This window comes from Streptomyces sp. NPDC055506, from assembly GCF_053643595.1.
Genome location: NZ_JBSHKH010000039.1, coordinates 1 through 26167, shown reverse-complemented (window position 1 = coordinate 26167; position 26167 = coordinate 1). Strand labels below are relative to the sequence as shown.

General features: G+C 71.6%; 18 protein-coding genes. 5 read left to right on the top strand and 13 right to left on the bottom strand.

Annotated elements, in window-relative coordinates; genetic code table 11:
• Position 1: 1 nt before the first annotated feature.
• From ACWIF2_RS17265 to ACWIF2_RS17245, 5 genes are read left to right on the top strand one after another with little or no spacing between them, the layout of a single operon-like run.
• The gene (locus ACWIF2_RS17265) at positions 2-1330 is read left to right on the top strand and encodes a sugar ABC transporter substrate-binding protein (protein ID WP_454361238.1); all 1329 of its coding nucleotides are present in this window, start codon (positions 2-4) and stop codon (positions 1328-1330) included.
• Positions 1327-2238 (top strand): carbohydrate ABC transporter permease, encoded by a 912-nt coding sequence (locus ACWIF2_RS17260; protein WP_454361236.1) that lies wholly within the window; start codon positions 1327-1329, stop codon positions 2236-2238. The genes ACWIF2_RS17265 and ACWIF2_RS17260 overlap by 4 nt, the downstream gene beginning before the upstream one ends.
• Complete coding sequence (locus ACWIF2_RS17255; RefSeq protein WP_454361234.1) at positions 2235-3179, top strand: carbohydrate ABC transporter permease; 945 nt, start codon at positions 2235-2237, stop codon at positions 3177-3179. Before ACWIF2_RS17260 ends, ACWIF2_RS17255 begins: the two co-directional genes overlap by 4 nt.
• A gap of 28 nt (positions 3180-3207) precedes the next feature.
• Positions 3208-4116, top strand: coding sequence for a 5-dehydro-4-deoxyglucarate dehydratase (locus tag ACWIF2_RS17250; protein WP_454361232.1), 909 nt, complete (start codon positions 3208-3210; stop codon positions 4114-4116).
• Positions 4113-5363, top strand: a complete 1251-nt coding sequence (locus tag ACWIF2_RS17245; protein WP_454361230.1) for a glucarate dehydratase family protein — start codon at positions 4113-4115, stop codon at positions 5361-5363. Before ACWIF2_RS17250 ends, ACWIF2_RS17245 begins: the two co-directional genes overlap by 4 nt.
• Before the next feature lie 37 nt (positions 5364-5400).
• On the opposite strand, the gene ACWIF2_RS17240 is transcribed toward ACWIF2_RS17245, so the two are convergent.
• From ACWIF2_RS17240 to ACWIF2_RS17180, 13 genes are all read right to left on the bottom strand, one after another.
• Positions 5401-6297, bottom strand: coding sequence for a peptidoglycan-binding protein (locus ACWIF2_RS17240; RefSeq protein WP_454361228.1), 897 nt, complete (start codon positions 6295-6297; stop codon positions 5401-5403).
• On the bottom strand, positions 6297-7841 hold the full coding sequence (locus ACWIF2_RS17235; RefSeq protein WP_454361226.1) for a DUF6519 domain-containing protein: 1545 nt from the start codon (positions 7839-7841) through the stop codon (positions 6297-6299). Before ACWIF2_RS17235 ends, ACWIF2_RS17240 begins: the two co-directional genes overlap by 1 nt.
• A gap of 98 nt (positions 7842-7939) precedes the next feature.
• Entirely contained in the window at positions 7940-10087 is a 2148-nt protein-coding gene (locus ACWIF2_RS17230; protein WP_454361225.1) for a hypothetical protein, read from the bottom strand.
• Positions 10087-13923, bottom strand: a complete 3837-nt coding sequence (locus ACWIF2_RS17225) for a putative baseplate assembly protein (protein WP_454361224.1) — start codon at positions 13921-13923, stop codon at positions 10087-10089. Before ACWIF2_RS17225 ends, ACWIF2_RS17230 begins: the two co-directional genes overlap by 1 nt.
• Complete coding sequence (locus ACWIF2_RS17220) at positions 13920-17030, bottom strand: putative baseplate assembly protein (protein ID WP_454361223.1); 3111 nt, start codon at positions 17028-17030, stop codon at positions 13920-13922. Before ACWIF2_RS17220 ends, ACWIF2_RS17225 begins: the two co-directional genes overlap by 4 nt.
• Complete coding sequence (locus ACWIF2_RS17215) at positions 17027-17437, bottom strand: GPW/gp25 family protein (protein ID WP_399016235.1); 411 nt, start codon at positions 17435-17437, stop codon at positions 17027-17029. The genes ACWIF2_RS17220 and ACWIF2_RS17215 overlap by 4 nt, the downstream gene beginning before the upstream one ends.
• Positions 17438-17451: 14 nt before the next feature.
• Entirely contained in the window at positions 17452-17796 is a 345-nt protein-coding gene (locus ACWIF2_RS17210) for a hypothetical protein (protein ID WP_454361222.1), read from the bottom strand.
• A gap of 19 nt (positions 17797-17815) precedes the next feature.
• On the bottom strand, positions 17816-18352 hold the full coding sequence (locus ACWIF2_RS17205) for a phage baseplate assembly protein V (RefSeq protein ID WP_193483451.1): 537 nt from the start codon (positions 18350-18352) through the stop codon (positions 17816-17818).
• A 39-nt stretch (positions 18353-18391) separates the two neighbouring features.
• The gene (locus tag ACWIF2_RS17200; RefSeq protein ID WP_382487755.1) at positions 18392-19531 is read right to left on the bottom strand and encodes a hypothetical protein; all 1140 of its coding nucleotides are present in this window, start codon (positions 19529-19531) and stop codon (positions 18392-18394) included.
• The gene (locus ACWIF2_RS17195; protein WP_454361221.1) at positions 19524-19901 is read right to left on the bottom strand and encodes a hypothetical protein; all 378 of its coding nucleotides are present in this window, start codon (positions 19899-19901) and stop codon (positions 19524-19526) included. The genes ACWIF2_RS17200 and ACWIF2_RS17195 overlap by 8 nt, the downstream gene beginning before the upstream one ends.
• 8 nt (positions 19902-19909) lie before the next feature.
• Complete coding sequence (locus ACWIF2_RS17190; RefSeq protein WP_454361220.1) at positions 19910-20611, bottom strand: hypothetical protein; 702 nt, start codon at positions 20609-20611, stop codon at positions 19910-19912.
• Positions 20608-21192, bottom strand: a complete 585-nt coding sequence (locus ACWIF2_RS17185) for a hypothetical protein (RefSeq protein ID WP_454361219.1) — start codon at positions 21190-21192, stop codon at positions 20608-20610. Before ACWIF2_RS17185 ends, ACWIF2_RS17190 begins: the two co-directional genes overlap by 4 nt.
• 148 nt (positions 21193-21340) lie before the next feature.
• Positions 21341-26167, bottom strand: a 4827-nt coding sequence (locus tag ACWIF2_RS17180; protein ID WP_454361218.1) for a helix-hairpin-helix domain-containing protein, incomplete at its 5' end; no start/stop codon positions are given.

Sequence of the window (26167 nt, the reverse complement as noted above, 5' to 3'; positions counted from 1 at the left end):
CATGCGGGATCGCCTTCGAAGTCCGCGCCTGGCCGCCGTGCTCGCCGTCTCAGGGCTCCTGTTGGGAACGGCCGCCTGCGGCTCCGGTTCCGGCAGTGCCCGGGCCGGCGATCCGAACACGCTGGAGGTGTGGACCCGGAGCGATCCGGAGTCCGCCCAGACCTATCAGAGGGTGTTCGCCGCCTTCACCAAGAAGACCGGCATCAAGATCGACTACCAGCCGGTCATGAACTTCGACCAGCAGTTGCAGAGCCGCGCGTCCACCAAGGACCTGCCGGACGTCATGATCAACGACACGGCCCTGATGGGCAGCTACCAGGCCCAGGGCCTGCTCAAGCCCATCACCCCGGACTCGATCGCCGGACATGACGAGATCACCGCCAAGTCCTGGTCCTCCACCGTGGGCCTCGACGGCCGGCACTACGGCATCCCGTACTCCCGTCAGGCCATGACCCTGTTCGTCCGCAAGGACTGGCGGGTCAAGCTCGGCCTGCCGCAGCCGAAGACCTGGCAGGACACCCTCGCCCTCGCCAAGGCCTTCGCCACCCGCGACCCGGACGGGGACGGCAGGAAGGACACCTACGGCATGGTGGTCCCCGGCAGCGCCCAGAACGGCTATGTCGCCTGGTGGGGTTCGAGCTGGCTGTGGCAGGGCGGGGTGCGGATCCTCCAGAGGGAGGGCACGGGCTACCGGCCCGCCATGGACTCGGCGGCCGCCCTGCGCACCGTCACCTGGATGAAGAAGAACCTCTTCTGCGGCGACAGCGGTGTCATCCAGCCCAGCGCCCTGACCTCCGTCACCGCGAACACCACCAACTTCCAGGACGGCAACGCCGGGATGTACCTCACCGGCCCGTACAACATCTCCACGTTCGACAAGGCGCTCGGCAAGGACAAGTACGAGGTCCTGCCCGCGCCCTCGGGCCCGGCCGGGAACAACGACGTGCTGGCCGACGGCGAGAACGTCTACTTCGGGGCGAAGACCGGAAAGGCGAAGCAGGAGCGGACGCTCGCCGCCTTCCTCGTCTCCCCCGAGGGCCAGACGCTCGCCATGACCGGCGAGCACCAGCCCGTCGTGCGCATCCCCGTCAACTCCACGCTGGACGCGGCGAAGGTGCGCGACGACCCGCGCTGGAGTGTCGTGCAGAAGGCGTACGAGGACGACTCGCAGCAGTTCCCCAACGCCCCCGACTGGGCCCCGATGAAGCAGGACACCGCCGACGCGCTCAACGCGATCTTCACGTACTGCGGCAGCGACGTCCGCTCCGGCCTGAAGGAACTCAACGACACCCTCGCCGGTGACCTCAAGGACCAGGACCTGTTGAAATGACCGCGACCGTGACGACACCCGGGCCGCGCAGAGCCCGGATCCTCGGCAAGAAGACCGTACTGCCCTGGCTGTTCCTCGCCCCGGGCCTGCTGCTCGCCCTCGTCTTCAAGTTCCTGCCCATGGGCAAGGGCGTCTGGCTGAGCTTCTTCGACGTGCGGCCCTTCCTCGGTGACAAGTGGGTCGGCCTCGACAACTACACCCGGGTCCTGACCGACCACCGCTTCCAGGACGCCATCGGCCACACCCTGCTCCTGGGCATCGGGATGTCCCTCGGCGGCATCGTCGCCGGCTTCCTCCTCGCCCTGCTGCTGGAGGGTCAGGCCCGCTCGCTGAAGATCATCCGTACCGCCGTGTTCCTGCCCGTCGTCACCGCGACCGCGGTGGTCGGCGAGATGTGGCGGCTGATGTACTACCCGACCTCCGACGGCCTCATCAACAGCGGTCTCGGGCTGCTGGGCCTCGGGCCGGTGCCCTACCTGGACAACCCCGACACCGCGCTGTGGGCGACGATGGCCATGGGCATCTGGATGCTCGCCCCGTACAACATGGTGATCATCCTCGCCGGACTGGCGGGCGTGGACCGCTCGTTGTACGAGGCCGCCGCGATGGACGGCGTCTCGCTCTGGCAACGGCTGCGTCACATCACGCTGCCCGCGATCCGCCCCGCCCTCGGCATCGTCCTCACCCTCGCCGCGATCCGCGGACTGCGCGTCTTCACCGAGGTGTACGTCCTCACCGGCGGCGGCCCGGCCGGGTCCACCGATGTGTGGATGACCCGCGCCTACACCCTCGGCTTCACCCGTAACGACATCGGCGGCGCCTCGGCCGCCTCCGTGGTCCTGCTCTGCGTGACGCTGCTGCTCACCGTCACGGTCAACTACCTCCGCAAGAGGGGAGACGTGAGATGAGCGCTCCCGCCATCGACCCCGTCCGGACCCCGGTGACCGCCTCCCCCGCGCGGAAGTCCGCCGGGAAGCAGCGCACCACCCCCGCCCGCTTCGACACCGCCCTCGGCTGGAGCGACCGGCCCGGCCCTGCCTGGGCGCTGCGCGTCCTGCTCTGTGTGCTCGCCCTGGGCGTCTTCGCGGCGCCGTTCCTGACGATCTTCTCCGGTTCCTTCAGCGAGAAGGCCAGCGGCTCCACCCTGTCGTTCCTCCCCCACCATCCGACCCTGCTGAACTTCAAGGTGGCGGGCGAGCGCGGCATCTGGGACTACTTCGGCAACTCCCTGGTCATCGCCGGCGGCGGACTGCTGCTCCAGCTCGTCGTCTGCACGCTCGCCGCCTACGCGCTGGCCCGGCACCGCTTCCGTGGGCAGGCCCTGATCCTGACCCTGTTCATGCTGACGATGATGCTCCCCGAGGAGGTCATCGCCATCCCGCTGTCCCTGGTCCTCGGGCATGTACCCGTGGTCGGCGTCGATCTGAAGGGCACCGTCTGGGGTGTGATCCTGCCGCTCGGCGCCTGGGGCTTCTCGGTGATGGTGCTCACCGAGTTCATGAAGGACATCCCCGCCGAGATCGAGGAGGCCGCCCGGATCGACGGTGTGGGCGAGCTGCGGATGCTGTGGCAGGTCGTCCTGCCACTGTGCAAGCCCGCGCTCGGCGTGGCCGGGGTGCTCGGCTTCATCATGATCTGGGACCAGTACCTGCTGCCTCTGATCGCCGCCAAGGACCCCACCGACTACACGGTCACCGTCGCCCTGTCCATCCTGCGCACCGACCCCGAGGTCGGCTCCGGGGTGGTACTGGCCGGTGCGGTCATCGCCCTCGTCCCCAGCCTGATCGTCTATCTGCTCCTCCAGCGCTCGCTGGTCACCGGCATCGCCGCCGGGGCCACCAAGGGCTGACCCCCGCCCCCCCACATATGAGGGAGACATGAAGTTCCACGGAGTGCTGTTCTTCCCGGTCACGCCGTTCGCGGCGGACGGCTCACTGGACGAGGAACGGCTTGCCCAGCACATCGAGTCCGGTGTCGCCGCGGGCGCGGGAGGTGTGTTCGTCGCCTGCGGCACCGGCGAGTTCCACGCGCTGTCGCCCGAGGAGATCGAGCGGGCCACCCAGGTCGCCGTCCGGACGACCGCCGGACGGGTTCCGGTCCTCGCCGCGGCCGGCGGACCGCCGGTGGTCGCCCGGGACCAGGCCGCCCGTATCGAACGGGCCGGTGCCGACGGCATCCTGCTGCTGCCGCCCTACCTGGTCAGCGCCCCGCAGCAGGGTCTCGTGCGGTATGTCAGGGAGGTCACCGCCGCGACCGGGCTGCCCGTCGTCTTCTACCAGCGGGGCACCGCCCGGCTCACCGAGGACACGGCCGCCGAGATCGCCGCCCTGCCCGGGGTCGTCGGGCTCAAGGACGGCATCGGGGACATCGAGCTGATGCACCGGATCGTCCGCGCGGTACGTGCCGTGCCGGGCACGGAGGACTTCCAGTTCTTCAACGGCCTGCCCACCGCCGAGATGACCGCGCCCGCCTACCAGGGCATCGGCGTCGAGCTGTACTCCTCGGCGGTGTTCGCCTTCGCCCCGGAGATCGCCCTGGCCTTCCACCGGGCCCTCGCCGAGGGCGACGACGCCCTGGTCTCCCGGCTCCTCGACGAGTTCTACGGCCCGCTGGTCGCCCTGCGCGACGAGGTCCCCGGTTACGCCGTGTCCCTCGTCAAGGCAGGGGTGACGCTGCGCGGCCCGGACGTCGGCGGCGTGCGGGCGCCGCTGCTCGATCCGACGCCGGAACACCTCGCCCGGCTCTCCGAACTCCTCGACCACGGACTGAAGGTGGCCGCCGCATGACCCCCACGCGCATCCGCGAGCTGATCGTCACCCCGATCGCCTTCGGCGACCCGCCGCTGCTCAACTCCAACGGGGTGCACGAGCCGCTCGCCCTGCGGATCATCCTCCAGCTGGTGCTGGAGGACGGCACGGTGGGGCTCGGCGAGTCGCCGGGCGGCACGGCCCGCCTGGAGCGGCTGCACACCGCCGCGAAGACGGTCGTCGGCATGGACGTCTTCGACACCACGGCCGTGGCCGCCGCGATCGACGCGGCCCTGCTGCCGGCCGTGCCCAGTTCCCACGAGCGCGGCTGGACCACCTCGGCGATCGAGGTGGCCTGTCTCGACGCCCAGGGCAAGCTGCTCGGCCGCCCGGTCAGCGATCTGCTCGGCGGCACGGTCCGCGACTCGGTGCCGTTCGCCGCGTACCTCTTCTACAAGTGGGCCGAGCACCCCGCGCTCGACGGCCGCCCGGCCGTCACCGACGACTGGGGCGAGGCCCTGGACCCGGCCGGGATCGTCGAGCAGGCCCGGCTGATGCGGGAGCGGTACGGCTTCCGGTCGTTCAAGCTCAAGGGCGGTGTCTTCCCGCCCGACGAGGAGATCGCCGCCATCCGGGCGCTCGCGGAGGCCTTCCCCGGGCAGCCGCTGCGTCTCGACCCCAACACGGCCTGGACGGTGGAGACGTCGAAGTACGTCGCCCGTGAACTCGAGGGCGTCCTGGAGTACCTGGAAGACCCGGTCAAGGGCATCGAGGGCATGGCGGAGGTGGCGAAGGAATCGCCCATGCCGCTCGCGACCAACATGTGCGTGATCGCCTGGGAGCATCTGAAGCCGGCCGTCGAGCAGAACGCCATCCAGGTCCTGCTCACCGACCACCACTACTGGGGCGGACTGCGCCGCACCCGGGAACTGGCCGCCGTCTGCGAGGCGTTCGGGCTCGCACTGTCGATGCACTCCAACTCGCATCTGGGCATCAGCCTCGCCGCGATGACCCATGTCGGCGCGGCCATTCCCAACCTCGACCACTCCTGCGACACGCACTACCCGTGGAACTCGGCCGACGACGTGATCGTGCCGGGCGTGCTGGAGCTGCGCGACGGGGAGGTCAAGGTGCCCACCGGTCCCGGTCTCGGTGTGGAACTCGACCACGCACAGCTCGACCGGCTGCACCGGCGGTACGTGGAGTCCGGGATGCGCAGCCGGGACGACACCGGCTACATGCGGCGCTTCCAGCCGGAGTACGAGCGGCTGCTCCCCCGCTGGTGACACCCGTGCGCCCCTCCGCGGAGAGGGGCGCACGCTCTCACTTCCCGGACTTGGGCACCTTCAGCCGGTCCCAAGTGAGCTTGCCGGGGATGCCGTCGGCGTCCTTGCCGGAGAAGCCCTGCTTCTGCTGCCAGAGCGCGTAGGAGCGGCGGTCGGCCTCGGACCAGTCGGGGCTCGGCCCCTCCTCGTAGCGGCTGCAGCCCTCGGCGACCAGGCGGCGGCCCATCGCCGTGATGATCGGGGAGCGCTGCCCGACGTGGAAGAACCCGGCGCCCGGGAACGGCTCGTAGGACGGCTTGGGCGCGGGCTTGGGGTCCGGGGCGGGCTTGGTGCCGCCCCCGTGGCCCTTCAGCCGGTCGGAGATGCGCTTGCGCATGCCGTCCATGGTGAAGCCGCGCGGATCCACCTTGCCCGGCTGCCACTCCTTGTGGCCGATGACGGAGCGCTCGGACCAGCCGTGGTGCCGGCAGATCGCCGCCGACACCTTCTCGATGGCCTCCTTCTGCGCCTCGGGCCAAGGGTCCTTGCCGTTGCCGAGGTTGATGCACTCGAAGCCGTAGAAGTGCCGGTTGCCGTCGGTGTCGGCCTCGTTGTCGCCCGGCAGCTTCGACTCGTTGATCACGGCGCGCAGGACGTCGCTGTCGCCGAGACCGGCGTGGTTGGCCCGGCCGTTGCCGACCAGGTGCACATGCCCCTTCTTGTCGATGACGCCGTGGCACAGCGGGCCGGGCAGGTTCGAGTAGCCGTCGTAGCAGATGTCGACGGACGAGGCGGTGCCGGAGGTGACGGTGTGGTGGATCATCACACCGTTCACCGGTCCCCAGGGGCCCTTGCTGTTGCGGTTGTGGGTGCGCCAGCTGCGGACCTCGTGGACGGTCACGCCCTCGGCTCGCAGGATCTCCACCAGCTTCGACGCGCTGAGCGGCTTGGCCATCAGTTGTCTCCTTCGACGGCGGCTTCCGCCTCCGCTGTGGTCTGGGACCTCCCCTGTGAGGGGTCCTCGGCGGCCAGCTCCTCGCGGCGGGCCTGTTCCTCCGCGGCGAGCGTCGCCTCGTCGGCGGCCGGCATGCTGCTCGCCAGCGGGCCGAACGCCAGACGCAGATCGACCGCGCTGCCCTCGCCCTTGATCAGGGCCAGCGGGGCGAAGTGCCGGGCGATGCCGGCCGGTCCCCGCAGCAGCGGGCGGCGGGCCGGATCGACCGGCCACTCGACGCTGCCGGTGGCGGTGCGGGCGGGCACGATCCAGTGGTCGCCGGTGCGGTAGGCGCCGCCCTTGGCGAAGTACACCTCGACACCGTCCTCCAGGGGCAGCCACTCGCCCTCAGTGACGGGGATCGCCCCGCCGCGCAGATCGGTGCTGCGGCCCTTGCGCTTCGGTCCGCCTCGGTGGTCCCAGCGGCGCAGGTACGGGTTCAGGTGCGCCAGTCGTCCGACGCCCGGGTCGGGTTCGGCCGAGAGGCGGACGCGGCGGCCGGGCAGGTCCAGTTCCTCGACGCGCAGCAGCGGCAGGGGCTCCAGGCGGGAGGCGTAGGCGGTGTCGACGAACTCGACGTGGTCGCCGACGTCCAGGTCCAGCTTGTCGTCGTGGCCGAGGGAGGCCAACTGCACCCAGGTGCCGTCGAGTTCGTCGACGGGGAAGACGACGGAGCCGTTCTCGCGGGACCACTTGAAGGTGGCGTCCTTCGCCTCGCCTCCGGCGTGGACCTCCACCCGGTACAGCTGGTTCTCCGGGCCTCGGTAGCGGGCGTCCGGCTTGACCAGGCACGGGTCCTCATCCGCGTGGTCGGGCCGCTCGCTGCGGGCGCCGAGCCGGGCCGAGGGGGCCGACTGCCGCTGCGCCCAGCGGGTGAAGGCGGCCCGGACGACCTCCTTGGACGGGTCGGTCTCCTCGATCTCCAGCTGGGTGAGGGACAGCGGCAGCACCTGCCAGACGACCTTGAGGCGGGCGGCGGTGTCGGGCATGGCAGCGCCGAGGGCGACCTCGCGCAGGGCGGGGTCCTCGGCGGCGCTGACCGAGCGCTCCCACACGTTCAGGTAGACGAGGAACGGCGTCTGGGCGGGCGAGGGCAGCCGGTCGCCGGGCTTCTCCGGGTCGCGGAAGGCGTCGGGCTGGTCCCAGTAGGTCCACTGCGGGGGCGGCTCCGGCGCGGACTCCTCGCTCTCCTCGTCGGTGACGGGCACCCCGGCCGCCGGGCGGTCGGCGTCGCACAGGATGCCGTCGACGTAGTAGCGGCCGCCGTGGACGACGAGGGTGTCGATCTCGTGCTTGCCGCCCACGTACTCGATGCGGAATCCGGCCGCGTCGCGCGGCCCGCCGTGCGGTCCGATCAGGTCGGCGGCGAGGCTGCGGGCCTGGTGGAGCTGGATCGCGGTCTGCTCGTTGAGGTCGGCGTCGAGCTGGACGCGGCCCTGCTGGGCGACGACCGCGGAGTAGTGCCGCTCCGGCCGGAACGTGGAGCGGGAGAGGTCTGCGTGCATGAAGGGTGTTCCCCCCTGGTTCAGAAGTGCGGGTTCACGAAGTCGGTGGCGAGACGGCTCGGCCGGTGGCGGTACGGCTCAGCCGGTGGCGGTGCGGCTCACGTCACGAAGAAGATCCCGGCGTCGATGCCGGCCGGCGTGTACTCGGCGAGCCGGGCCCTCAGACCGTCCTCGCGCTGCGGCCGGTACAGGTCGTGGAAGGCGCCGAGTTCGGCTCCGTCGTCCGCGCCGCGCCGGATCTCCTCGGCGCAGCGGTCGGCGAGCAGCGCGTACCAGGGCGTGCCGTAGCGCTGGGACGTGAACGACGGCTTGGTGTCCGGGCAGCGGTGGCGGCGCGGGGTGCGTGAGCCGGAGGGGACGTAGGAGTAGCGCAGACAGCCGATGCCGCGCCGGGCGACGTGGAGCCGACCCGTGAAGACGCTGTTCTCGGCGATCTTCACGGCGTGCGTGTGGATCTCGCCGATGACGGTGGTGCGGTGCAGGTGCAGCACGGCGTGGGCGTGGCGGCAGTCCGGGGCGGACAGGGCCTCGCGGTCGTCGGCGGTGGCGTCGAGGACGCTGTCCCGGATGTGGATGTCGAGGGGGTCCTCGCTCACCTCGTCGCCGATGATCTCGATGGTGCCGAGGATGCTGTGCTCGATCTGGAGGCAGGCGGTGGTGCGGTCCAGGACGATGCTCGGCTCCTCGGGCGAGTGTGGAGCGCACTCGGGCTCCAGGGACCAGCCGGGCACGAGGGTGCTGTGCCGTACGACGACGGCGCCCATCGCGCCGGTCACGTTGATGCCGCGTCCGGCGACCAGCAGTCCGTCGAGGACGACGCGGGGCCGCTCGTGCGGGGCGCAGTCCTCGGACACCGCGCGGATGTTGAGGGCGTCGGGGCGGTTGCTGTACCAGTCGAGCAGGCGGATCACGGGGCGTGTGCCCTCCGCCGCCCGCAGTTCGAGCCGGTCGCCCGGGTCGAGGTCGAAGTCGAGCTGCTCCTGGTAGGCGCCGCTGTGTGTGATCTCGATGTTGCCGTCGGGTCCGGTGCGCCCGGCCCGGCGGTCGTGCTGCCAGGCCCGGTAGGCGTCCATGATCTGCCGGTAGGGCTGTCCGGGCCCGACCCGGTAGAACTCGGCGTCGGGACGCGGCTCACGGTCGCGCTCGTACTCGCCGCCGCCCATGTCGGCGCCGAACGCGTAGTGGTAGTCCACCCACACGCCCTGCCGGGGCGCGGACCGCGAACCGAAGGCGATCCGGCCCAACTCGGGGTCCACGGCCACTTGTCCGCGCTTGGGGCGGTAGCGCCAGTCGGACAGGTCGGCGACCACGATGTCCGAGGGCGGTACGGGGTTGTCCTCGCCGTCGCGCCGGATGACGAAGCTCTTGCCGGGGCCGTAGTAGTCGAGCAGCCGGTCGTGCAGGAGACGGCGGGTGATGAACGCCGGGACGTTGTCGACGGTGGCGATGTGCGTCGGTGAGGGCTCCGGGAACGGCTTGGTGGCCAGCGGGGTGTCGTTGCCGAGGATCGAGAAGGTGTAGAGGTTGCGGGCCCGGTCGATGCAGTAGGCCGGGGTCCGGGTCAGCGCGTACGCCTTCAGCCGCCACACGAACAGGGCGACGCCGGCCGGGGTCCAGCCGCCCTGCCGGTGCCGTGACTCGGCGCGGCGGACGTCGGCCGTACGGGCGCTGTTCGCGAAGGGGCCGCCGCCGAGGGCGAGTTCGGCGCCGTCGCGCAGATCGGTCAGCCGGCCGCGCTCGCCCCGGTGGGTGCCGGTGCCGTACAGCTTCACCGGCTGGGTGTGGGCGACCTGCCGGGACAGTTCGACGGCGCGCGCCGGCCAGGCCGCCACCTGTTCGGACAGTTCCTCCAGCAGGTGCAGGGTGCCCTTGCGGCGGCGGCTCGCGACTGTGGCGGCCACGTCCCGGCGCGGGGCGACGGCCTCGGCGAGGGCGGCCCGGCCGCCGTCGTGCAGACCGGTGGTGAGGACGCGTTCGTAGCCGGGCAGGGTGCGGTAGCCGACGAGATCGCCGAGGTACGGCAGCACCCAGGGGGCCGCCGTCTCCACGAACAGGTCCTCGTAGCCCTGCTGGACGCCGTCGCGGACGCGGTCGAGTTGCTCGGCGATCACGGCGAGCAGGGCGCGCAGCGGCTCGCCCTCCTCGGCGTCGCGCAGCCGGTGCCAGCGGGGCAGCAGGTCGGCGAGCCCGTCCGGCTCCCTCGGCACCACCGGGGCCGGGGTCTCCAACTGGGGATCCGGGGACATCACTTGACCTCCGTCAGAATCAGGGTGTCCGCGGCCCGGGGCGACAGCAGCGCGAGCTGGGCCGGGCGGATGCCGCGGAAGACGTACACCGACCGGCCCTTGGGCAGGCGCCGGGTGTCGGTGATGTCGGGGTTGAGGCGCAGCAGTTCGGCGAGCGGGACGCCGTACTTCGCGCAGATCTCCGACAGCGTCTCGCCGTTCTCGGCGCGGACCGTGTGGATCTTCTCGTCGTACGTCGCCGGGTGCGCCGGGACGGACGCCTTGGGCGGGCCGGGCCGGGTGAGCAGCTTGGTGAGCTCCTCCGGGGTGGCGGAGGCGGGCACGCCGGTGAAGACGTCGACGTCCACGTAGTCGACGCCGGGCACGGTGTGGGCGGTGGCCAGGACCTCGGAGAGGCGGGCGGGCCGGCCCAGCTCCCGGCCCTCGAAGCCGAGCCGGTTCAGCAGGGCGTGCCGCAGGCGCGGCTCGACGGTGTGCCAGGCGTGGTCGGGGGCCACCTTCACCTTGGCGGCGATCAGCAGCAGGACCAGTTCTCTGCCGTCGACGCGGACCGGGAGGTTGGGGTCGCCGTACTCGGTGAGGGCACCCCGCAGGGCGCGCAGGGTGTCCGAGTCGGGGGCGATGGGCACATCGTCCGTACCCGCGACCGTCACGTGCAGCACGCGCCGCCGCCCGTCGAAGAGCTCGCGTGCCGAGGCCCGGCCGATGCCGGCGCGGGAGCGGGCGAAGTCCTCGTAGTCGGACTCGGACACCAGCCGGTCCAGCGCCGAGACGGCCAGCGGGACCGTACGCCGGGTCAGGCCGGGGCCGTCGGCGTCGGCGCCGCCGGTGGCCGGGCGCGGGTTGGTGACCGCGGTGACGCCCAGGGGCCGGGTGAGGGGCTGGGTGACGCGGTCGGCGGGCACGTTGGCGGCCCGGCCGGTGCCGAAGCGGTACCGGGCGCGGACGTTCTCGTGGCCGGAGGGCAGCCGGGCCCCGTGCACACCGTCGCCGAAGGTCACGGTCGTCCGGCCGTCGGCCGTGGCACCGCTGATGTAGACCCGCTCGGTCGGGCCGCGTCCGGCGAGGCTGTCGACCTCGTGCCACAGGACGCCGTCGACGCGGAGCTCCAGTACGGGGGTGGCGCCGAGGGGGTTGTCGTCGGCGAGCCAGGTCAGCGGGGACTGCCAGAGCGCGAAGGTCTGGTTGACGCGGTCCGAGTCGCCGCTGCCGATGGCCTCCTCGCGGCTCTCGCCGTGGGTGGCCTCGACGACGTTGCCGAGGATGCGGACCGTCTCGCGACGGTAGCGGTGGGCGAGGTCCGCGGTGAGGGTGAGCCGGGTGTGGACGTGGTCGCCGGGGAGTCGGGGGTCGACCGACGGGTCGGCGGCGGCGACGGTGACCACCTCGGTGGCCTTGACTCCGGCCGTGCCCGGGATGTCGCTGCGTTCGCCCGCCACCATGAGCGTGCGGCCGGGCGGCAGCCCCTCGTACAGCTCGGCGAGTTCGATCTCGTTGCCGTGCACGTCCTCGCCGAGGGGCTCGTCGGCTAGACGCAGGGGCTCCCCGGCCGCGTGCACGGTGGTGTCGCGGATGTGCGACAGCAGCACGTCGAACTCGTCCAGCCAGGGGTCGGCGAGGGTGAGTTCGGTGCCGCGTCCGGTGATGCCGTAGTTGGTGTACGCGGCCGTACGCGCGGCCACCACCTGGGTGGTGACGAACGCCAGCTTCGGATCGCCGGGCACACCGCCCTCGGCTCCCTTGGCGGGCCGCTGGATAGCCACCCAGCTGCCGACGGTGATGGCCTCGTGCACGGTGTCCAGCTGGAGCGTGCGGCGGTTGACCGGCTCCGGCTTGCTGGCGATGACGACCTCGACGCCCGGCTCGGCGCTGCCCGATGTGTACTTGAGGCTGACCTCGTGGTCGCCGTGCGTGAACTGCTCACTGGCGCCCGGCCGCAGGGCGATCTGCTGGGAGGTGCCGTTGTGGACGCCGACGTGGACCAGGCCCTCGTCGTCGGGCCGGGACACGAAGAGCGTGCGCTCGGGCAGGGCGGACAGGAAGCGGGCCGTGACGCCGGGCTCCTGGGAGTCGGCGGGCCGGCGGTTGAGCCAGCTCAGGTCGCGGTCCTGGCCGGAGCGCACGGACAGTTCGACCCGGCCGGGGCCGAGGGTGAAGGTGACGGGCTGGGCGACGGGCAGGTTCTCCGCGCGCTGGTCGGAGCTGCTGCCCTCGACGTACTGGAACTCGGCCCGCACCGGGGACTTGCCCGCCGTGTCGAAGACGACCCGCATGGTCGCCAGCACCGCCCCGGTCAGCGGCCAGTCGGCGGTACGGATGACCCGTCCCCGATCGTCCTGGACCGGCTTCAGCGGGGCCGTGGCACCGAAGGGTGCGGCGGTGACCCGCAGGGCGAGCAGCTCGCGCAGAAGCTGCGGGGCACCGGGGGCGGCGGCCGTGCGCCAGGCCGGATAGAGACTGCCGAGCCCGGGGTTGAGGGCGGAGAGGAGGCGGGCGGTGTCGGTGCCGGGGAGCTGCCGGCCGGTGGTGCCAGGGGGCTTCGGGGCCGTGGCACGAAGGGCGGGCAGTACTCCGCCCAGGGCTTTCAGAGCGGCGGCGCGCGAGTCGCCCTTCAGGGGCGCGGGGAACTGCGCGACCAGCCCCGACGGCGCAGCAGCCGGCCGCGCACCCACCACCACACCCTCCTCATCCGTACCCGTATCCGTCTGCGCAGGCGCCAACTCCAGCGCCCGCTCGACAAGTTCGGCCAGCACCGCTTCCAACTGCTCGAACCACGCCGCCACCCCCTCATACGCAGCAGCCAGCACCTGCGCCTCACCGAGCCGGGCAAGAGGCTCGGCAAGACGGACCGCGAACCGCTCGGGCGTCTTGATCTCTTCCAGGTCGTCACGGAGCGGTTCGAGACCCTGATCCTCGAAGTCCTCGATCAGCCGGCTGACCGGACGCGGGTTGGGAACCTCCGGCGTGGGCGGCTCCTCCCCCGGCTCTCCCGGCTGCACGGGCGCAGCCGTCCAGCGCCGCACTGCATCGACAAGTTCCTTCAGCGTCGCCGGCGCCGACTTCGGCAGCGAGATCGCCGTGATCTCGTCCTCCCGGTCGACCCGCGTCCTCGCCACCGGCAGCAGCTTGCGCGCACCACCCGCGCCTTCCCCGAAGACGAACAGCAACTGGTCGCCGGTCTGCAAGGAGAGCCCCGTGCCCTCGACGAACAGCTCGGAACGCTTCTCGAGGTCCTGCGGCGTGAGGAGCGAGGGACGACGGCGGCGGACCTTCAGCTCGTTGAAGTCCCAGCGGGCGTTCAGGTCCCGGGCGGTCTCGAACGTCAGCGACGCCTCATCGGCGTTCGCGGGGACGCTGTGGCTGCGCGCACCGCGCGGGATCAGCACGTTCTGCGCCTCGGCGCGCGGGTCGCGTTCGAGGGTGTACGCCAGATGCGTGGCGGCGGCGACACCGGGACGCGGCCGGTGTCCGACGAGCCGGCCGAGCAGCACCAGGGAGCGGTGCTCGTCGGCGGTGCGGAGGTAGGCCTCGTCGGCGATCCGCTCGGAGTGGAAGGTGAGCAGGTCGCCGAGGACGGCCGTGGCGTCGAGAAGCCCAATCGCCGGGTCGTCCGGGGTGCGGACGGTCAGGCGGTTCAGCGCCGGGTACGCGGGCGAGGCGAGCCGGTCGAGCAGGGCGGCCAGGAACGAGCCGTACTCGCCGACGCGGTAGTCGAGCGCGGTGCGGCCGGGCGGGTTGTGCGGCGGCGTCGGCGCGAGGCGCTCGTCGTGGCCGCCGCGGCAGGCACCGCCGCAGCCGCAGTCGTCGGTCACGGGGACCGGGTACGGGTCCGTCATCGGGCACCTCCCAGGGATATCGCCAGCAGGCCGTTCTCCGGCCGGTCCGGGTCGTTGTCGCAGGTGGCGATCTCCAGCGGGCCGAGCCGCAGCACGCCGTCCTCCCTCTCTCCTCGGTCCTGTTCGGACAGCCGGCGCAGCCGGGTGACCTCGACACTCTCCACCCCGGGCACGGCGGCGGCCACGGCGACCAGTCGGCTGAGCCGGACCGGTTCGCCGAAGGTCAGCGCGTCGGGGTGGAAGAAGCCGAGCCGTCCGCCGGGCAGCCGTCCGCTGCCGAGCACGCGGTACAACTCGGCCAGAATCTGCCCGTGTTGATGGCCGGGCTTGGCACAGACGCTCAGCGCGATGTCGAGCGGCACCAGCCGGGCCGGCCCCACGACGAGGTCGTGGCCGATGCGCCGGTACGTCTCCAGGGCCTGGGCGACCGAGTCGAGCAGCCCCGGCGCCGGGTCGGCGGTGCCGTACGCGTCGATCGCGATGTGTGCTTCCTGGACGCTGCCGGTCCAGCGGATCTCGGCCGCCGCCCGCTGCACGCCCGGCAGGGCGCCGGCGAGGGCGGCGTAGTCCTCGGCGGTGACCGCGCGCAGCCGGGTTCGGCGCAGGTCGAGCGGGGCCAGCTGGCGTACCTGCTCGACGGGTTCGGGCTGGATGCCGCCGGTGGCGGGCAGCGGATTGCGCACCACGGCGGCCGGGGCGTCGCAGTCGCCCTGCACGACCAGGTGGTTGATGGCCTCGGCGCCGACGTTGCCGGCGGTGCCACCGCCGAGCCGGTAGCGCAGCTCCAGGCGGGAGCCGGGCCTGGGCTTCGCGCCGTGCCGGCCGTCCCCGAACCGCAGCGCGAGGCGCCCGTCGTCCTCCAGTTCGCCGACGAAGTGCCGCTCGCGCGGCCCGCTGTCGAGCAGGTCGCGGCGCGGCACCCAGGTCTGCTCCCCGTCGTGCGGGTGTACGGCGGGCAGCGCCCGGCGCGGGTCCTGGGCGAGGGCGGCGGTCGCCGAGCCGCGCAGCACCGTCTCCTCGGGGTGGAGTCCGGTCGCGTAGGCCGGGCCCCAGGCGTGGGCGATCTCCCAGGCGATGTGCCCGTCGAGGACGGTTCCGGCCCGGGCGCGGGCGGCGAGGACCTCGACGCGGCGCAGCTTGGTGTCGAGCAACTGGTCGCTGCGGTAGAGCAGTTCGCGCAGGGAGCGGACCGGGTGGCGGTGCAGTTCGAACCGCTCCAGCACGTTGAGGCCGTAGATCACGGCGAGTTCGGCGATCTCCTCCTGGCCGAGTCCGTCCCGGTCGCGGGCGCTGCGCCACAGCTCGACGAGGCGCTGCCGGACCCGGCCCGGGATCGCGGCGATCCGCTCGGCCTGCCCGGCGGCGACGGTGCCGGGGTCGGGGAAGGGCACCGCCTGGGTGACGGGCGTACGGCCGAGGACCGGGCGGAAGCGGGGCGCGATGCCCGGGTAGACGGACTGGGCGAGCAGGGTGCGCAGGGCGGTGGCCTGGGCGTACGCGGTGCCGGGGACGACCTGTTCGTGCCGCTGCCCGGCACTCTCCAGGCCGAGTCCGGCACGGTTGGTCGCGGCCTCGCCGACGACATCGAAGAGTTCTCGGACGTCGTCGGGTACGAGGGCCCGGCCCGACTCGGTGCGGTCCGTCAGGGCGTTGATCAGCCGGGCGGGGGCGTTGCCCTCCTCGGTGTCGTGGCAGCCGAAGGCGGGAGGGTCGCAGGGGGCCGTCACGGCGGGCACGGGCGGCACGGTGACCGTCTCGGGCAGACCGGTCAGCGTCCGTCCGTGGTCGGCGAGGACGACGTTGCCACGGGCGAGGGTGACATCCTCGACGGGCAGGCAGTCGCGTCCGCCGCGGGTGGTGAGGCAGAGCGGGAAGCGCAGCGCGTCCTCTGCGGCCCAGGTGACCTCCAGGACCGGCTGGTCCTCGATCCGGTCGAGGCCCGGGGTCACGGAGGTGAGGCGGACGGCCTGGCGGTGGGCGGGGTCGGCGTCGCCAGGGGTGCCGGTGCGCGGGCCCTTCACCTCCTCCAGGACGAGCACGTCGCCCGGCCTGAGGGCCAGCCGGCGCTCGCGGCAGGTCTCCGGATCCACCCAGGCGTCCCGCAGGGTGGCGGCGGTGGCGCCCCGCGGCAGGGTGCACACCTCGCCGCCCCAGGTCCACAGCCGGATGGCGTTGTGCGCGACCCGCAGCTCCAGCGGGTCGGTGGCGACGACCGGTTCGAAGACCTCCACCGAGCCGCGCTCGTCGAGATCGCCGAGGTCGGCCTCGTCGATCACCGTGCCCGGTTCGGGACGGTCGTGCGGGTCGAGGCTGCGCACATCGACGGAGGCGAAGCGGAAGGTGCCCGGGGCGAGCGTGACGTCGTCGGCGGTCCGGACGGTGACGTACGCGCGGGCGTTGCAGCCGTCGTGCATCGCGTAGTCGATGAGCTTCACGTGACGGCGTACGGAGACCCGGCGGCGGGCGGTGTCGAGGTAGGCCTCGGTGGCGACCGCGTCCTGGTGGTAGCTGATCTGGTCGCCGGTGTGGGCGAGGAGTTCGACGAGGGTCATGCCCAGGTCGGCGGGGTTGCGCTCGACCCAGTCGGGGGTGGTGAGCGCGAGCCGGTCCAGGAGCAGTTTGCGGATGGTGTCGTAGTCGCGGGCGGTGTAGTCGATGACGGGCGCGGCGGGGAAGTCCGTCTCCGGCCGGTGCTCGTCCTTGCAGTCGAAGGGGGTGGGGCAGTCGGGCCGGAAGGAGAACGTGGCGCTGTGGTACCGCTGGTCGAAGCCGCGGTACGGCTCGGTGCCGGGCCGTCCGTAGGGGTCGGTCTCGACGAGGGAGAGCCGGTAGCGGGAGGTGTCTCCGGCCCGGTCGAGGGTGACGTAGAGCCGGTCGTCGAGCTCCGGGTCCTCCTCGCGTTCGGCGGTGACGTCGACGGCGGTGATGCCGGTGACGCGGCGACCGCCGTCGATGCGGACGTTCTCGGGGCAGAGGCCGTGCGGGGCCTTGCCGAGGAAGGTGACGGTGAGCAGCAGGCCGTCGTCGCCGGTCTCGACGGTGTCGACGCCATTGAGCTGGGCGGCCCTGACCTTGGCGCGGCGGGACGCTGTGGTGCCGGTCGTCATGCGGCGGCCCTCCCTTCGAAGACGTCGTCGCGCCGGGTGCCGGTGGCCCGGACGGCGTACGACAGGAACACGCGGACGGAGTGGTCCTCGCTGACGATGTCGAGGGCCGTGATCTCGATGAGGTCGCCGAGCCAGCGCTGCAGCGCGGCCTGCACGGAGAGTTCGAGCGTGCTGATCAGCTCGGGGCTGTTGGGCGCGAACACCAGGTCGAGCAGTCCGCAGCCGAAGTCGGGGCGCATCACGCGCTCGCCGGGGCTGGTGAACAGCAGCTGCTCGATCAGATCGTGGACGTGCTCGCCGTGGCCGGCGTGCGCGGTGCGGCCGCGGCGGTCGGCGCGGAAGGGGAACGCGACATCGCTGCGCGGGCCCCTGGCACCCACGGGAGCGGTGGCGTTGCCGGGATTCATCGGGCTCGTCGAACTCATCGGACGGTGACCTTTCGCTGCGCGGCCTGGACGACGGGCGGCCCCTGCGGGAGGAAGGCCGCGCTGAAGCACTGGGCCGCGGAGGTGTCGAGGAGCACGGGCGCGCCGTCGACCGTGATGCCGGTGGTGTCGGCGGTCCAGCGGACCGTGACGCACGGTGAGGGCACCCGGTCGACGGTGTGCGGGCAGCCGGTGACCACGTAGGAGTGCGCGGCCGTGGCGACGGCGGCACCCGCGACGCGGACGCCGCCGGAGGGCGGGGTGGCCGCGGTGACGCGCCCGCCGTGCGGGCAGCCGAGCACGGTGCCGGCGTCGAGAAGTCTTCTGGTCGTTCCTGTCACTTGCTGGGTCCCCCGTCGTCTATCGCTTCGAGAGCACGGTCAACTGGCCCTCGTTGATCGTCACTTCACGTCCGCGCAGCACGACCTCGGCACCGGCGCCGGTCGCGATGACCACGGCTTCCTTGGTGATGCGGATGTAGGCGCCGCCCTGGGCCTGCAGGAGGATCCCCTGCTCGGCGCCGGGTGTGTCGTTCATGACGAGCTTGTGCGCCTGGGGTGTCTGCACGACGACCGGCTTGCTCGGCGAGTTCGCCTGGAGTTCGCGGCGCGCGTCGGGCGGCAGTTCCTCGGCGGCGCCGTACCAGCACCCGGTCCACACCGGGAAGCTGGGGTCGCCCTGCTCGAACTCCACCCATACGCCCGCGCCGGGCGGCGGCACCACGAACTGCCCGGACTCCGGCCCGGTGAACGGCAGGCAGGGCAGCGCCCAGGTCGACGGCTCGTCGCCGAGCACGTCGGGGACCTCGACGGTGACGCGGCCGATGCGCAGCGGGTCGTTGTTGTCGACGACCCGGCCGCGGAATTTGCCGAGGTAGCGATTGCTGGGTGCCGCCATGGTGGAGGTGCTCCTGGTTGATGGTCTCGGGGGGGTGGGTTACGGCCGGACGTAGTCGCTGCGGGCTTCGAGCCCTTCCCTGGAGAGGGTGAAGTTCTGCTGGTACGAGCCCGGCCGCAGGTTGTGCGTGACGGACTTGACGTAGTAGTCGCCGTCGTAGGCGCGTCCGGCGCCCCGTACGCCGACGAGCTGGCGCGGCTGGAGGATGTAGCCGTGCCGGTTGACGTCGAGGGAGCCGGAGCCGGAGACGACGTCGGCGGAGACGGCCGCGCGGGCGAGCAGTTCGGCCTCGGCCTGCTCGCGCTGCTGCTTGGCGGTGCCGGACAGCGTCTTGCGCTTCAGGGCCGGCGTGGGGCGCCTGCCGAGGGGCGGGCGCAGCGGGCTGATCGGCGGTTGCGGCAGCAGGGTGGACTGCCGGGTGCCGGGGTCCTGCCAGCGTGCCTGCGGTTCTTCCCTGGCCGTCCCGTCGTAGGCGAACGTCAGCTGGTCGACGGTGGACTGGGCGTCCATGTTGACGTTGAGGGCGTGCTGGCGGATGCCGAGCCGTACCTCGGGGCCCCAACGGGCGGAGGACTGCCCAGGGTTGGGACCGGGCTCCAGGTAGAAGGTGTAGCCGTTGGCGCGGGCGAGCTCGGTGACGTACTGGAGGTCGGTGCCGGTCTGGTAGTGCACGCGGAGGTCCTGGTGCGGGGGCTGTGCGACCTTCTCGGTGTAGACGTCGGGCCGGATGCCGTAGTCGGAGTAGCGGCGCAGGATGGCGAGGGCCCGCTCGGAGGGCGGCAGGTTGGGGTAGCGGGCGGTGCGCTCCTCAAGATCCATCAGCAGGGTGAGGTCCTCGCCGGTGACGGTGAGGGTGGAGTGCCCGGGCCGGTTGCTGGCACCGACCTCCTGCCGTACGACGAGCCCGTCGAAGAGCACGGCAGCCGTGCCCCGCACGTTGACGGTGACGATGAGCCGGGTCTTCGGGTCGAAGTACCCCTCGGGCAGCAGCCGGCGGCTGATGATGCCGTTCTTGGTGAGGTCGAAGGCGAGCTGGAAACCGCTGCGCTCGCCCGCGGTGGCGGTGATCTGCGCGGAGAGCAGGGCCTCGGTGACCTCGGCGGGCACGGGGCGGGCGAGCTTGGGCCCCATGAGGAGGGTGATGTGCACGGGGCCCTGCCCCACGGGCAGGTCAAACACGCCGGTCCCCCCGCGGGAAGCCGCCGGCGGTCGGTATGCCGATGATCCGCCCGGCCTCGTCGGTCAACTCGCGGGGATCCAGCACGGGGTTGGCGTCGGCGATCTGCCACCACTGCCCGGGGTCGCCGAAGTACCGCTGGGCGAGCAGGTCGGGCCGCTCCCCCGCGCCGACGACATGGGGCTGTGCCTCCCGGTCACCGCCGTCGTCGTCGAGGGGCGGCAGCAGCCGGCGCTTGGTGTACCGGACCTCGCTTCCGTCGGGGCGGCGGTGCACCCCGATCTCGGCGTCGTGGTACCGGCTGGTGCGCGGATAGGGATGAGCGCCGGGTATGGCGTCCAGGGCGCTCTCGTACGGTTCGATGTCGGCCATGGTGTGGCTCAGCCCCTCCCGATCGATGCGCTCGCCGCTGCTCCGATGCCGCCGCCGAGCCCCAGCGCGCCGAGGCTGCCGCCCCTTGCCGCCGCGGCCAGCCGCTCCTTCTGCGCGAGGTGTGCCATGTACAGGTCGGCGCCGCGGTGCCCGGCGGGCAGATCGCTGACGGTGAGGATCTTCATGCCGATGCTGAGGGAGGCGCGGATGGGATTGAGGTTCACGTCGAAGGCGGACTCGTTCACGGACAACTCCGTCAACCGCACGGGCATGACCCGCTTGCTCCCCCATGTGAACAGCGTCAGGGGCATCTCGATCGGGCTGATCTCGATGGCACCCTTCTGCGACAGCTTGCTCGCGGCGCGCAGTTGCGCGGTGGTCGGCTGTACGAGCATCTCCAGCGTGGCCAGCTGGGGATGGATCCCGTCGGGCGCCGCGATCTCGAACTGGTCGGTCGCGTCGATCTCGGCGGTGAATTTCCAGGTCTCCTGCGCGGGCCCCTTGAGCCGCAACGCCTCGTTCCGGTCCCCACTGCCGGTCCCCCCGCCTCCGGCGTCCCCGCTGTCACCCGCCGACTGGGGGCTCACGCTGCGTTCGAGGGTGTCCGGGTTGAACTGCAGCACGATGATGCGTTGGGGGGTGCCGGTGTCGGGGTTGACGACGACGATGCCGGAGCGGATGGGTTTAGGGATGTCGGCGTAGCGGGTCACAGGCGGGCCTCCAGACGGGCGCGAAGGTCCGAGTAGTCGTGTGCGGGGAAGAGACGGGGGAAGAGGTCGAGCATTCCCGACAGCCGCCGCGCGGTGCCCTCGTGGTCCTTCTGGGCCAAGGAAGCCTCGGTGAAGAGGTACTGCCAGCCGAAGGTCCCCTTCGTCACGCGCAGGGCATCCAGGTACGCGCAGAAGTCGATGTCCATCCGGTGCACACCCAGCGGGCCGGCGTCGAACCACAACTCGGGATTCGCGACGCCGGGCTGGACACGCAGCGCGGTGAGGTGCCCGACCCCGGTCGTCGTGGTGCCGTCGAAACCGCGGAGCTGGGAGGCGAGTTCACGTTCGTCGGCGGTGGGACTCGGCCAGCCCAGTTCGGGAGGATCGCCGCTGAGGACGTCGGAGATATGACCGACATCGAATTCACCGGCGATGGACGTATCCGATTCGACGACCTCCCAGGCGGCGGCGATGGAGATGAACCGGAAGTAACACGTCTGGAGCGACGGATCCAGTGAGATGTCGTCGAACTCGGCCAAGTTGGAGAACTCTGTCGAGGCGTCACCGAAAACCTGGCTCACGGGTCCCTGCTCAGCCCGGGAAACCCGGAGCGCAGCACAGGATCGCAGCTCGTCGAGCACGCTGACCCAACTGCGTTCGTAGGGCGTCAGATCTGTCATCTTTCCTCGATTCCCAAGGCATACAAGGCATACGTGAAGCAGGAACTATTCAGTCTTTGTAGCGCAGCATGTGCTTGGCGTCCTTCAATTGTTCGATCGCCGCACTGCGATTCTCATTGACTCCTCCGGAGGGCACCCCGCCTGATCCCGCGAGGTCCAGTCTCGCCTGCAGAGCGCGCGTGAGCTCCGAGAGTTTGTTGAAGACGATTCCCTGTTCTCGAATCTTCACGATGGCTTCCGCGAAGTGGGGGCTGATACCGGTTGCGGCCCGGATGGTGGTGGCGGCCGCCGTGTTGACGTTGACCGTGGAAGGCTTTCCCGGCGGATCGAACTTCCCCGGCCAGCTTCCCTTCGCGTTCTTGTCCCGGACCCACTGGTTGTTCGTGACCTGGTATCCGCCCCAGGTGACGTCCACGTTCTTCGGGAATCCCTTGTGGTTCGGCCAGTACGCGATGTCCACGTCGTACCAGATCATCTTCTCCGGCTTTCCCGTGGGGCCGACCCCCTTGACCACGTGCCCGAGGGCGCGCGCCGCCGGATGTTCCACCACGTTGGCCGCATCGTTGTTGTTGATTTTCCGGGCCGGCACGAGATTGGACGTGGACGCATGGCCGCCGAGCCGGGCCGGGAGCATATGCATGCGCACCCAGTTGTTCTTCCGCTCATCATTCGCGGTCGGCACGGCGTTCCACCCTTCGGGAAGGGCGCCGGTCCGGTTCTCGGCCTCTGTACCCGCGGGCGTCGACTTCTTGATGTACGACGCCTTGAAGTTGAAGGCGAGAGGGCCGTCCGCGAAGGGCGGGAGCACAGTGGGGGGCAAAGGAGGTTCGCCCTCGGCCGACTGTCGCTGTTCGAGGAGCTCGGCCAAGGACTCCATCAGTGTTCTGAGGCTCTCCACCTGACGCTGGAACGCCGCGTCGCCCAGGGGCCTGCCGCTGATGCCGTAGGGGCTCCGGGTCGGAGGCAGAGCGTCCTGCGCGCCCTCGACCACATGGTGCTGAGCCTCCGCGGCCCTGAGAGCCCGGTCCTGCCTGGCCCAAAGGTCCGGGTCCGAGTCCTTCAGCCCGGCGATCTCCTTGCTCCAGCCGTTGAGGTACTCCCTGATTCCCTGCAACCTGCTGCGCGTTGCGAGGTCGGCGCTCCGTCCCTTGCCCTTGAAGAGCAGCGTGTGCGGGTCACCGTCCATGGTCCTGAACCTCACCTGCGGCAGGTCGTAGTCCTTCCTGCCCTCCGGCTCCCGCTGTCTGTCCCGGTCCGGTGTCCGGCGCTTGTCGCGCTCTCGGGTCCGTTCCTGCCGGCGCCGCCACTGCTCCCGCAGCCTCCGCAACCGCTCGTTGAGCCCGTTGCCGACCCTGCGGCGGGCCTTGCCGAAGAGCTTGCCGGCCGCGCGGCGGGCCCTGTTGACCGCTGACTTGATGGTCTGGCGGGCCCGTCGGAGGGGGCGCCGGCGGGGGCGGTCCTTGTCGGTGTCGCGGCGGCGGTCGTCGGCGCGGCGGCGGTCCTGGTCGCGGCGGTCGGCGGACGGTCGCCGGTCGCTCCTGCGGTCGTCGTCCCGGCGGCGGTCGTCGGCGCGGCGGTCGCCCGTACGCGGGTCCTTGGGGTCGCGGTCGCGGTCACGGTCGTTCGCGTCGCGGCGGCGGTCCGGGCGCATGGTGTCGCGGGCCGGGCCGCGGCGGGGCGGGGTGTCGCGGCGGTCGGGCCTGTCGTCGTCCTTCAGGCGGCGGTCCGCGTCCCGCATGCGCTTGCGGGCCGCGTTCACCTCGCGCCCCTCGTCGCGGCGTTCGTCGTCGTCGCGGCGCCTCTTCGGGCGGGTGGTGTGGGCCGGGCGGCGCTTCTTCTCCGGGGCGGAACGCTTGCCGGGGCGGGGCTTCGACGGAGGGCGGGAGGTCTTGTCGGGGGACGGCTTGCGGGGCGATGTCGGGCGGGTGCCGGGCTTGTCGGCCGGGCGGTCGGGGGACGGCGTGCGGTCGTCCGTGGGGGCGGGGCGCTCGTCCTTCGGCTTGGCGGGGGCGTCCGGCTTGTCGTCGGACGGGCCCGGCTTGTTCTTCTTCGTGCGGAGGTTCTTGAGCATGCCGCCGAGCCGCTCGGCCACCTTGCCCATGAAGCGGCCGACGCCCTCGATGAGGAACTCGTAGACCAGTTCCAGCAGTGCCACGACCCCGGCCGCGACCGCCTTGGCGAACGGCAGCGCGCCGTTGCCGCTCTTGACCGACTTCAGAAAGTCCATGAACAGGCCGAAGGCGGCGAGGATCTCGCTGAGGGCGCCCCACGCGGTCTGGAGGGCGTCGATGACGGCCATGACCCAGCCGGCGCCGGGGATGAGCTTGGCGACGACCTTCTCGACGACCATGACGCCGATGATGACGGGGAGTTGGGGAAGGGCCTCGTCCCAGGCCATCTGCGCCATCTGCTCGACGGTGACGCCGCCGGAGATCAGCTCCTGGAAGTCCTCCATCGGGATGCCGATGATCTCCTGGACCTTCTGGTTGAACCAGGCCCGGACCGCGGTCTTGATCTCCTCGAAGAGGTGTTCCTTGGCGCCCGTCTCCGCGGCGGCACCGGCCTTACTGATCCAGTCGCCCGGGTCGGAGACGATGTCGTTGAAGATGGCCGCCCACTCACCGAGGGCGGCAACGGCGGCGGCGCCGAACTCCAGCGCGCCGACGGTGACCGTCTCGGCGATGTCGACCGCTGCCAGCAGACCGCCTTCCAGCGCGTCGAGGCCGGCCAGGAGCGCGCCGCACAGGCCGTCGAGGAGCTTTCCGGCGACCTCCTTCAATGCGTCGGCCGCCTCGTTGACCTTCTGCACGGCCCAGTCGCGCGCCCCGTCGATGGTGTTGCGCCACTTGTCGCGCATCGCCGGGTAGTCGGCGAGGAGTTCGTCACCGAGGGCGATCAGCGCGTCGGCGAAGGTGTTGATCTGGTCGATGACCCAGTTGCGGGCGTCGTCGATGAGCTTGAAGACCTGCTGCTTGAACTTGTCGATGAGGTCGGTGACGACCTGGCGGGCCTTCTCGAAGACGCTCTTGATGGCGTTCTTGAGCTTCTCGAAGAACTCCTTGAGCTTCTCGATGGCCTCTTCGAGCCAGTTGTCGGCGTCGTCCTTGCCGTCCTCCTGCTTCTTCTCCGCCTCCTTCTCGGCGCCCGTCTGCTCGTCGTCGATCTTCTTGTTGTCGTCCTCGGTCCGCTTGTCGACGTCCTTGTCGGTGTCCTCCTCCTTCTTCTTGATGTCGTCGCGGACCTTGTCGTACTTCTTGCCCTTCTTGCCGTCGATCTCCGAGACCTTGGCGTCCTGCTCCCCGCGCCACCGGTCCCGTGAGTCGGCGATGTCGGACCGGCCCTTGTCGCGGGCGTCGGACTGCTTCTTGCCGCTGGCCGTGACCTCCTTCTGGAGGTCCTGGTCGTGCTGCTTGCGGTCGTCCGCCGCCTTCTTGTCCTTGGCCCGGCGCTCCTGCCCCATCTTGTCCCTGCCCTGGGAGAAGCCGGCCTGGATCTGCGGGCCCCGGTCGTGCTCGGCGACCGCGGAGGCTGACTCGATCGGCACACCGCCGCCCGACACCGACCGAGCGCCGCCGCCCTTCGCCGTCTTCTTCCCGCCGGCCACCTTGCCCGTCAGGGTCTCCTTGGGCACATCGGGATAGATCTGGTCCTCGCCCATGGGGCGGGCCGCGTCGTCACGTCCCGACTGGTGCAGCTCGTTCTTCCGCTCGTCGAGCTTGCGGCCCTGCTCGTCGGTGCGCCGCGGGTCCGAGTCGTTCTCCAGCGGAAGCCTCGGGGCGTCGCCGACACGGGCGTTCTTCAGCCCCTCGTCCTTGGTCGGCAGCCCCAGGATGGAGTCGATCAGGTCGTCGAGCGGGAGGATCTCCTTCAGCAGCTTGCCGAACAGCTGGGCACCGATGGTGACGGCGATGTCCCACCAGCTCGGCTCCGGCACGTTCGCGCCCGGGACGTCGCCTTCCGGCTTCTGCTCGCCCTTGATCTCGGGCGTCTTGCCCTGAGCCGCGTCCGTACGGGCGACCTTGGCGTTCGTGTACGTGCCCGGGGCCGCCGCCCGCGGGCCGCCTGGGACGGTGCGCGGGGAGCCGGAGGGCCGCTGCATCTTCGGCGGCGCCTTGCGCAGGCTGGTGCGTTCCTTGTCGACCGAGCGGCCGACCGCGCTGCCGACACCCTTGAGCGTTTCCAGGGCCTGGTGCGGCTTGAGCCCCGCGGCCGTCGACAGACCGGACTCGGGGGTGGCGTTGGAGACGTCCGGCGGCGGGGTCTCCTTCTTGGCCTTGGGGCCGGCCTTGGATCCGCCGGATGCGGAGGGGCGGCCGCCGGAGCGGACGGGCGCGGGGGCCGGGGACTTGCGGCCGCCTCCTCCGCTTCCGCCGCCGCCCCGGCGGGACGCGGTCTTCGCTGCCTTTCGTGCCGCCTGGCGCTTGCTGCCCGTCGGGCGGGAGCGCGGGCCCGTGGAACCGCTCGATGCTCCGCCGGCCCCCGGGGACTCGGCGGCCTTCGGGGTGTTGGTCTTCGCTTCCGGTCCTGCTGCCATAGGCGAAGGCCCGTTGCCCGCTGCCAGTTTGGGCGCTCTCGTGGGCCCCGGGGTGGAGACCTTGTCCGGGCCGCTCTCCGGGCCGGGGGTGGTGGCCGGGCCCCTGCCTTCGGTAGCGCCCTGGCCGCCGCCGGTCGACGTTTCGGGTGCGGGAGCCGTCGCCCCCTGGTCCCCGCCGGTCTCACGCCGGTCGTTCGCCGAGCCGGCCTCGGGCTTGCCGGCCTGCTTGTCCTTGCCCTTCTCGACCCCGGAGTCGGCATCCTTGCCGCCGCTGCGGTCGGGAGTTCCCGCCTCCGGCTTCTTGGCGCTCTGAGCTTGGCTCTCGCCGCCGCCCTTCTCCGT

Excerpts from the sequence above, each read along its gene's own strand:
- ACWIF2_RS17245 (WP_454361230.1), top strand. The coding sequence starts at position 4,113 with ATGACCCCCACGCGCATCCGCGAGCTGATCGTCACCCCGATCGCCTTC.
- ACWIF2_RS17260 (WP_454361236.1), top strand. The coding sequence starts at position 1,327 with ATGACCGCGACCGTGACGACACCCGGGCCGCGCAGAGCCCGGATCCTC.
- ACWIF2_RS17230 (WP_454361225.1), bottom strand. The coding sequence starts at position 10,087 with ATGTCCCCGGATCCCCAGTTGGAGACCCCGGCCCCGGTGGTGCCGAGG.
- ACWIF2_RS17235 (WP_454361226.1), bottom strand. The coding sequence starts at position 7,841 with ATGCACGCAGACCTCTCCCGCTCCACGTTCCGGCCGGAGCGGCACTAC.
- ACWIF2_RS17205 (WP_193483451.1), bottom strand. The coding sequence starts at position 18,352 with ATGGCGGCACCCAGCAATCGCTACCTCGGCAAATTCCGCGGCCGGGTC.
- ACWIF2_RS17215 (WP_399016235.1), bottom strand. The coding sequence starts at position 17,437 with ATGAATCCCGGCAACGCCACCGCTCCCGTGGGTGCCAGGGGCCCGCGC.
- ACWIF2_RS17250 (WP_454361232.1), top strand. The coding sequence starts at position 3,208 with ATGAAGTTCCACGGAGTGCTGTTCTTCCCGGTCACGCCGTTCGCGGCG.
- ACWIF2_RS17255 (WP_454361234.1), top strand. The coding sequence starts at position 2,235 with ATGAGCGCTCCCGCCATCGACCCCGTCCGGACCCCGGTGACCGCCTCC.
- ACWIF2_RS17265 (WP_454361238.1), top strand. The coding sequence starts at position 2 with ATGCGGGATCGCCTTCGAAGTCCGCGCCTGGCCGCCGTGCTCGCCGTC.
- ACWIF2_RS17195 (WP_454361221.1), bottom strand. The coding sequence starts at position 19,901 with ATGGCCGACATCGAACCGTACGAGAGCGCCCTGGACGCCATACCCGGC.
- ACWIF2_RS17240 (WP_454361228.1), bottom strand. The coding sequence starts at position 6,297 with ATGGCCAAGCCGCTCAGCGCGTCGAAGCTGGTGGAGATCCTGCGAGCC.
- ACWIF2_RS17225 (WP_454361224.1), bottom strand. The coding sequence starts at position 13,923 with ATGACGGACCCGTACCCGGTCCCCGTGACCGACGACTGCGGCTGCGGC.
- ACWIF2_RS17220 (WP_454361223.1), bottom strand. The coding sequence starts at position 17,030 with ATGACGACCGGCACCACAGCGTCCCGCCGCGCCAAGGTCAGGGCCGCC.